Origin of the sequence: Stenotrophomonas sp. HMWF003 (assembly GCF_003061285.1) — a bacterium.
In the GTDB taxonomy this organism is placed as follows: domain Bacteria; phylum Pseudomonadota; class Gammaproteobacteria; order Xanthomonadales; family Xanthomonadaceae; genus Stenotrophomonas; species Stenotrophomonas maltophilia_AP.
The window spans coordinates 8504-14504 of record NZ_QAIW01000317.1 but is presented as its reverse complement, the minus strand read 5'-3'; the positions used below and the strand labels follow the sequence as shown (position 1 = coordinate 14504).

6 protein-coding genes and 1 pseudogene are annotated in these 6001 nt (G+C 67.9%); 2 read left to right on the top strand and 5 right to left on the bottom strand.

What is annotated here, in order from left to right; genetic code table 11:
* Positions 1 to 84 precede the first annotated feature (84 nt).
* Both DBR34_RS12970 and DBR34_RS12965 read left to right on the top strand, forming a co-directional pair.
* Entirely contained in the window at positions 85 to 543 is a 459-nt protein-coding gene (locus DBR34_RS12970) for a cell wall hydrolase (protein WP_038690229.1), read from the top strand.
* A gap of 90 nt (positions 544 to 633) precedes the next feature.
* Positions 634 to 1245 carry a glutathione S-transferase N-terminal domain-containing protein gene (locus DBR34_RS12965; protein ID WP_128097096.1) on the top strand — a complete coding sequence of 204 codons (612 nt, stop codon included), beginning with the start codon at positions 634 to 636 and terminating at the stop codon, positions 1243 to 1245.
* 226 nt (positions 1246 to 1471) lie between these two features.
* On the opposite strand, the gene DBR34_RS12960 is transcribed toward DBR34_RS12965, so the two are convergent.
* The 5 genes and pseudogenes from DBR34_RS12960 to DBR34_RS23000 form a co-directional block, all read right to left on the bottom strand.
* On the bottom strand, positions 1472 to 2530 hold the full coding sequence (locus DBR34_RS12960) for a suppressor of fused domain protein (RefSeq protein ID WP_128097095.1): 1059 nt from the start codon (positions 2528 to 2530) through the stop codon (positions 1472 to 1474).
* Positions 2531 to 2607: 77 nt separating this feature from the next.
* Positions 2608 to 3132: a hypothetical protein gene (locus DBR34_RS12955; RefSeq protein WP_128097094.1), complete on the bottom strand. Its 525-nt coding sequence runs from the start codon at positions 3130 to 3132 to the stop codon at positions 2608 to 2610.
* A 219-nt stretch (positions 3133 to 3351) separates the two neighbouring features.
* Complete coding sequence (locus DBR34_RS12950; protein ID WP_128097093.1) at positions 3352 to 3561, bottom strand: hypothetical protein; 210 nt, start codon at positions 3559 to 3561, stop codon at positions 3352 to 3354.
* A gap of 86 nt (positions 3562 to 3647) precedes the next feature.
* Positions 3648 to 5525, bottom strand: coding sequence for a propionate--CoA ligase (gene prpE / locus DBR34_RS12945; protein WP_128097092.1), 1878 nt, complete (start codon positions 5523 to 5525; stop codon positions 3648 to 3650).
* A gap of 224 nt (positions 5526 to 5749) precedes the next feature.
* Positions 5750 to 6001: pseudogene (locus DBR34_RS23000) on the bottom strand (malate dehydrogenase); the annotation flags it as partial.

The following is a 6001-nucleotide window of genomic DNA, read 5'->3' as shown; positions in this document are numbered from 1 at the left end:
CCCATGACGCCAAGTCGTACCCCCGCCCCGTCCGCATGATCGGATGGACCAGCCAGGTGCGGCCTACACGGAGCAAGGAGATTTATGAAACTGGCCTGGATTCTCTGGCTGTCGCAGTTGTTGCCGCAGCCGGCCGCTGATTCGTTGTGCCTGAGCACGACCGTCTACCTCGAAGCGCGTGACCAGACCCTGCGCGGCCAGCAAGCCGTCGCCGAGGTGGCCCTGCGTCGCCTGGACAGCGGGCTGTGGGGCGACTCGATGTGCAAGGTGGTGACCGCGCGCAAGCAGTTCGCGCCGACCATCGTGGCCCCGGGCACCCAGCTGGGCAATGCCGATGCCTGGCAGGAAGCGATGACGGTGGCCTTCGACGCCGAGCGCAACTGGGCGCTGCCGGTGGGTGAGCGCAAGGAGATCGTGCCCGGCGCGAGCCACTTCGCCGCCCTGGCGATCGCCAACCCGAGCTGGCGCAATGCCTACCAGGTGGCCACCATCGGTGACCACACGTTCTATCGCGTGCAGAAACTCAAGCCGCGCACGTCGTAACGGTCTGTTACGGCCATACCGTTGAGGATGCGGGGCCTGCTCTGGAATAGTGGGCAGCTGACCTTCCACCCATCCGTCAACGGAGTTCCCATGAAGCTGTACAGCAAGCCCGGTGCCTGCTCCACCGCCGACCACATCGCCCTGCAGTGGACCGGCCAGCCGTTCGAGGTGGAACTGCTCGACAAGGACACGCTGAAGGCGCCGGCATTCCTGAAGATCAACCCGGCCGGTTCGGTGCCCGCGGTGGTCGATGGCGATTTCATCCTGACCCAGAACGCGGCGATCATGGGCTACATCGCCGACACCTATCCGCAGGCCGGCCTGGCCGGTGATGGCAGCGCCCAGCAGCGCGCCGAAGCGACCCGCTGGCTGTCCTTCGTCAACTCGGACCTGCACCCGGCGTTCAAGCCGCTGTTCGGGCCGGGCAATTTCATCGAAGACGAGACCCAGCACGACGCGCTCCGTGCCACCGCACGCAAGCGCCTGCGCGGCCTGTTCGAACGCGCCGACAAGCAGCTCGCCGACCGCCCGTGGCTGGCCGGCTTCCGCAGCTTCGCCGACCCGTACTTCTACATCACCCTGCGCTGGGCGGCCGGTGCCAAGATCGACCTGAGCGGCCTGGACAACATTGCCGCGTACAAGACCCGCATGGACGCCGATGCCGGCGTGCAGGCCACGCTGAAGGCCGAAGGCCTGAGCTGAGTCGTTCAACGTGGCATATATATAAGTGAAGCGCCCGGCATTGCCGGGCGTTTTCTTTTGCGGTCACCCCGGGGGGGGTAGAGCCACCCCATGGGTGGCTGTCTCTCGACAGGCGGCAGTCCGCGAATGCGTCATCGCATGCAGCCACCCATGGGGTGGCTCTACCGATGGTGTGTGTCGCAGCCACCCATGGGGTGGCTCTACCACCAGACGAGGGTGGGCGGGATCAGCCGACGGTGCGCACTACGTTGCCCTGTGCGTCGCGCAGTTGGGTGGGCTCCACCCGGATCTGCAGGCGGCCGCCGGGCAGCGGGTAGACGCCGCGCTGGGCCTGCAGGTGGTCCTGCAGCGCGCGCAGGGTGGCCGGGCTGAGCACGCAGCGTGCGGTGTCCGCCTCGATCTCCAGCTGGTCCGCCTCGCCGGACTCGAAGCGCCAGCTACGCTGCGCGTTGAGCAGGGTCAGCGCGTGGCCATGGTCCAGCCGCAGCGGCAGCAGCTCCAGCACCCCCGGCACCTGGCCGGCGCCCAGCACCAGCTCCACCCTGTCGCCCTGGGCCTCCCAGTCCAGCGTTTCCAGGAACAGCAGGCCGGTGGTGGAGCCGTCACGGGCACTGCCCGCCTCGACCTGCGCGGCCAGGGCCGGATCGGCCAGCAAGGAGCCGCGCTGCAGGTCGGTGATCCACAGCGGCATGGCCGGCAACAGCGCATCGAGCACGCCCTGGGTGGACCAGCGGCGCACCGCCGCCATTTCGTCATCGGCCAGCCCGACCACCTGCAGGAAGCGCACGCGGCCGTTGGCGGTGTCGCGCGGCGGCAGCTGCGGATCCTCCACCAGCGCCAGGTGGCGCAGCACGGTGTCGGTGTCCAGCGCGATCGGACCGTTGGCGTCCAGGTGGTGGCCGGCCTCGAACACATTGCCGCTGCTGAAGACATAGCGCGCCAGGTTCTGCAGCAGGTTCATCGGCCACACAGGCGGCGCGTCGTCCGCGCCCTGCCCCGGCGCGGCGGCCAGGCGGAAGGTCAGCTCGAAGCCGTAGCCGCTGTCGGCTGCGTCGTCGCTCTGCTTGTCGTACAGCTCGGAGAAGCCGTAGGTGACGTAATGCCAGTGCGGGCGGGGCGATTCGGCCCAGTACACGCTGATCCCGTCGAGCGGGTCATTGCCGCCCAGGGTGTACGGCAGCGCTGTACCGAAGTGTTTGGGTTCCTGCCCCGGGTACAACGCGGCCAGGGCCGCATTGATGGCATCCCAGCCGGGGGTGCCGTGGTCATCGTGCGTGGGGTCCATCGCGGTGCTCCTGCAGGTGTAGCCGGGCAAGGTAACGCCCTCGCGCGGCAACGACCACCCTGGCAGGCGCTGGCGATTCAGCCAGGCACGGGCTCGGCGCTCGCGTCGGGCTGCGGCTGCGGCGATGCGTCGAGCACTGCATGGGTGTCGCTCAACCAGCGGCTGGCCAACGCCGGGCTCTTGGCCTTGGCGACAGCGGCGGCCATGTCAGGCCACAGTTTTTCCAGCCCTGCCGCATCGGTGCAGCGCTCGATCTTGAGCTGCATGAAATAGCCCTTCAGGCCCAGATGGCGGCGCACCGATTCGCTCATCCAGTCGTACAGGCGCTTGTACAGATCCGGGTCCTGCTCGCGCCCGGCGGTGCGGGCACGCGCGGCGGGCGGTGCGACGGCACCGCCGACAACCTCGATCAGTCCCATCTGCGCCAGCTGCGCGAGCGCGTCGTCCGGCGCGCGCAGGCCCGGCAACAATGCGGTCAACGCATCGTCATCGCGCTGACCATCGACCATCAGCAGAATGGAGCGCAACGCCGGCGGCAGCCGACGTGCACGGTCTTCGATTTCCTGGCGGCCCGCGGCCGTCTTGCCATGGATGTAGGCCATGTACTTCCCCCTGTTGCCTGCTGCAGTGCCACGCCCGTTCTCCGGCCGTTGGCCGGTGCACGTGCGCCCCCTTGCGACCGTTGCAGGCGGAACGCCACGCCGGTGGCCCCGCGCGCCGTGTCCCCAGCGCGCGACGCCAGGCACTGGAGCCTGCAGCGGTCACGTCCGGAGCTTACCCGAGGCTGGCCGACACCGATAATGCGCTGCAACACGCGCCGGTCAGGCGTCCGCGCGGAACTGCAGGTAGCGGCGGATGGCACGGATGACCACCAGCAGCAGGACCGGCACCGCGATCACCTGGAGGATGTTCAGCGGCCGGGAATCCCACCAGGCCCCGGCGATCAGATAGATCGCGTAGCCCAGCAGGCAGCACCAGCCGATCGCCGTCACCAGCGCTTTGCTTACCCGCATCCTGTGTTCCATCGCCATGCCGTCCTCCATGGGAATCCGCGCCGAGGCAGCCCCTTCCGGGGCCGCGCCTGCGCGTTTGCCAGATGCGACGCGAACGGCGCGCGTCAGTGCCCCAGCGCGCGCCGGATCTCATCCAGTGCGGCCGGATCATCCAGCGTGGACAGGTCCCCCGGATCACGCTCCTCGGCCAGCGCCTGCAGTGAGCGCCGCAGCAGCTTGCCGGAGCGGGTCTTGGGCAGCGCATTGACGATATGGATGTGGGCCGGCCGCGCCAGAGCGCCCAGAGAGTGGGTCACCCGCTGCATCATCTCGGTGATCACCGTGCTGCCATCGCCGTCCACCGCCTGGCGCAGGGTGACGAACACCAGCGGCACCTGGCCCTTGAGCTCGTCCTTGACCCCGATCACCGCCGCCTCGGCCACCAGCGGGTGGCCGGAGATGCACTCTTCGATCTCGCGCGTGCCCAGCCGGTGCCCGGCCACGTTGATCACATCGTCGGTGCGGCCGAGGATGAAGGTGTAGCCGTCCGCGTCGCGGATCGCCCAGTCCAGCGAGCTGTACAGCAGCTCCTTGAAGTGGCTGAAATAACTCTGCAGGAACCGGTCGTCGTCCTTCCACACGGTGCTCATGCAGCCCGGCGGCAACGGCGGGGTCATCACCAGCACGCCCTTCTGCCCGGGCGCCACTTCTTCGCCGGTGTTCTCGTCGATGACCTTCATCTTGTAGCCGAGGTTGGGGAACCCGGGCGAGCCGAACCGCACCGGCTTCATGTCCACCCCGGGCAACAACGTCAGCGCCGGCCAGCCGGTTTCGGTCTGCCAGTAGTTGTCGATGATCGGCTTGCCCAGCGCGTCGTTGATCCAGTGCGCGGTGGGTTCGTCGAGCGGCTCGCCGGCCAGGAAGACGTACTTGAGCGCGTCCAGGTCGTGGCGCGTGATGAAGTCGGTGTCGTGCTTCTTCAGCACGCGGATGGCGGTAGGCGAAGAGAACAGCGTGCGCACGCCGTACTGCTCGCACAACGCCCACCAGATGCCCGGGTCGGGGTTGGTTGGCAGGCCTTCGTAGAGCAGCGACGTGCAGCCGCCGATCAGCGGGCCGTACACGTTGTAGGAATGGCCCACCGCCCAGCCCACGTCGGAGGTGGAGAACATCACCTGGCCCGGCTTGCAGTCGAACACGGTCTGCATCGACTGCGCCATCGCCACTGCGTAGCCGCCCACGTCGCGCTGCACGCCCTTGGGCTTGCCGGTGGTGCCGGAGGTGTACAGCAGGTAGCTGGGCTCGCTGGATTCCAGCCAGACCACCGGCACGTCCTGGTCACCCACCTCGGCGCGCAGCGTGGCGTAATCGACGTCGCGACCGGGTACCTTCGGTTCGGCCGGGTCCAGCCCGCGCGAGACGATCAGCACATGCGGCGGCGGCGCGGTGGCCTCGGCACAGGCCGCATCGACCATCGCCTTGTACGGAATCACCTTGCCACCGCGCTTGCCGGCATCGGCGGCGATCAGCAGCTTGGGTTCGGCGTCGTCGATGCGCAGCGCCAGGTTATGCGCGGCGAAGCCGCCGAACACCACCGAGTGGATCGCCCCGATGCGCGCGCAGGCGAGCATCGCAAAGACCGCCTCGGCCATGTTGGGCATGTAGATCACCACGCGGTCGCCACGGCCCACGTCCAGGCGCTGCAGCACGGCGGCGAACGCGTTCACCTCGCGATAGAGCTCTCGGTAGGTGATCTCGCGGGTGATGTCGGTTTCGGTGGAGATGGCCACCAGTGCCAGCTGGTCCGGGCGGTCGACCAGGTGCCGGTCCACGGCGTTGTAGCAGAGGTTGGTTTCGCCGCCGACGAACCAGCGCCGGAACGGCGGGTTGCTGTAGTCGAGGATCTGTTCCGGCGCTTTATGCCAGTAGATGCGCTGGGCCTCTTCGGCCCAGAACGCCTCGGGTTCATCCACCGAACGCCGGTACATCTCTTCGTAACGCATGACAGCCCTCCCAGACAGAATCATGGGATCGAGCATAGTCCGATGGGGGCGAACGAACCGCACGACCTTGGTCGTACTTGGGTGCTGCCCGGCAGGGTCGATAGCCGGCCAGCGGCCGGCACTACCGCGGGCTGCGGCCGGTATGTCCCACAAAAAACGCCGGGCAATGCCCGGCGTTCTCTGACAGCGTGCCGACACAGGGTCGGCAGGGCGCCGCGGGTCGATCAACCCAGCAGGTGGGCCACGCCGCTGCGCTCTTCTTCCAGCTCGGCCAGGGTCTTGTCGATGTACTTCTGGCTGAAGTCGTCCACCGGCAGGTCCTTGACCAGGGTGTACTCACCGTTTTCGGTGGTCACCGCAAAGCCGAAGATCACGCCTTCCGGGATGCCGTAGGAACCGTCGGACGGCACGCCCATGGTCACCCACTTGCCGTTGCTGCCCAGCACCCAGTCGCGCACGTGGTCGATGGCGGCATT

Excerpts from the sequence above, each read along its gene's own strand:
- DBR34_RS12970 (WP_038690229.1), top strand. The coding sequence starts at position 85 with ATGAAACTGGCCTGGATTCTCTGGCTGTCGCAGTTGTTGCCGCAGCCG.
- DBR34_RS12965 (WP_128097096.1), top strand. The coding sequence starts at position 634 with ATGAAGCTGTACAGCAAGCCCGGTGCCTGCTCCACCGCCGACCACATC.
- DBR34_RS12960 (WP_128097095.1), bottom strand. The coding sequence starts at position 2,530 with ATGGACCCCACGCACGATGACCACGGCACCCCCGGCTGGGATGCCATC.
- DBR34_RS12955 (WP_128097094.1), bottom strand. The coding sequence starts at position 3,132 with ATGGCCTACATCCATGGCAAGACGGCCGCGGGCCGCCAGGAAATCGAA.
- DBR34_RS12950 (WP_128097093.1), bottom strand. The coding sequence starts at position 3,561 with ATGGCGATGGAACACAGGATGCGGGTAAGCAAAGCGCTGGTGACGGCG.
- prpE (WP_128097092.1), bottom strand. The coding sequence starts at position 5,525 with ATGCGTTACGAAGAGATGTACCGGCGTTCGGTGGATGAACCCGAGGCG.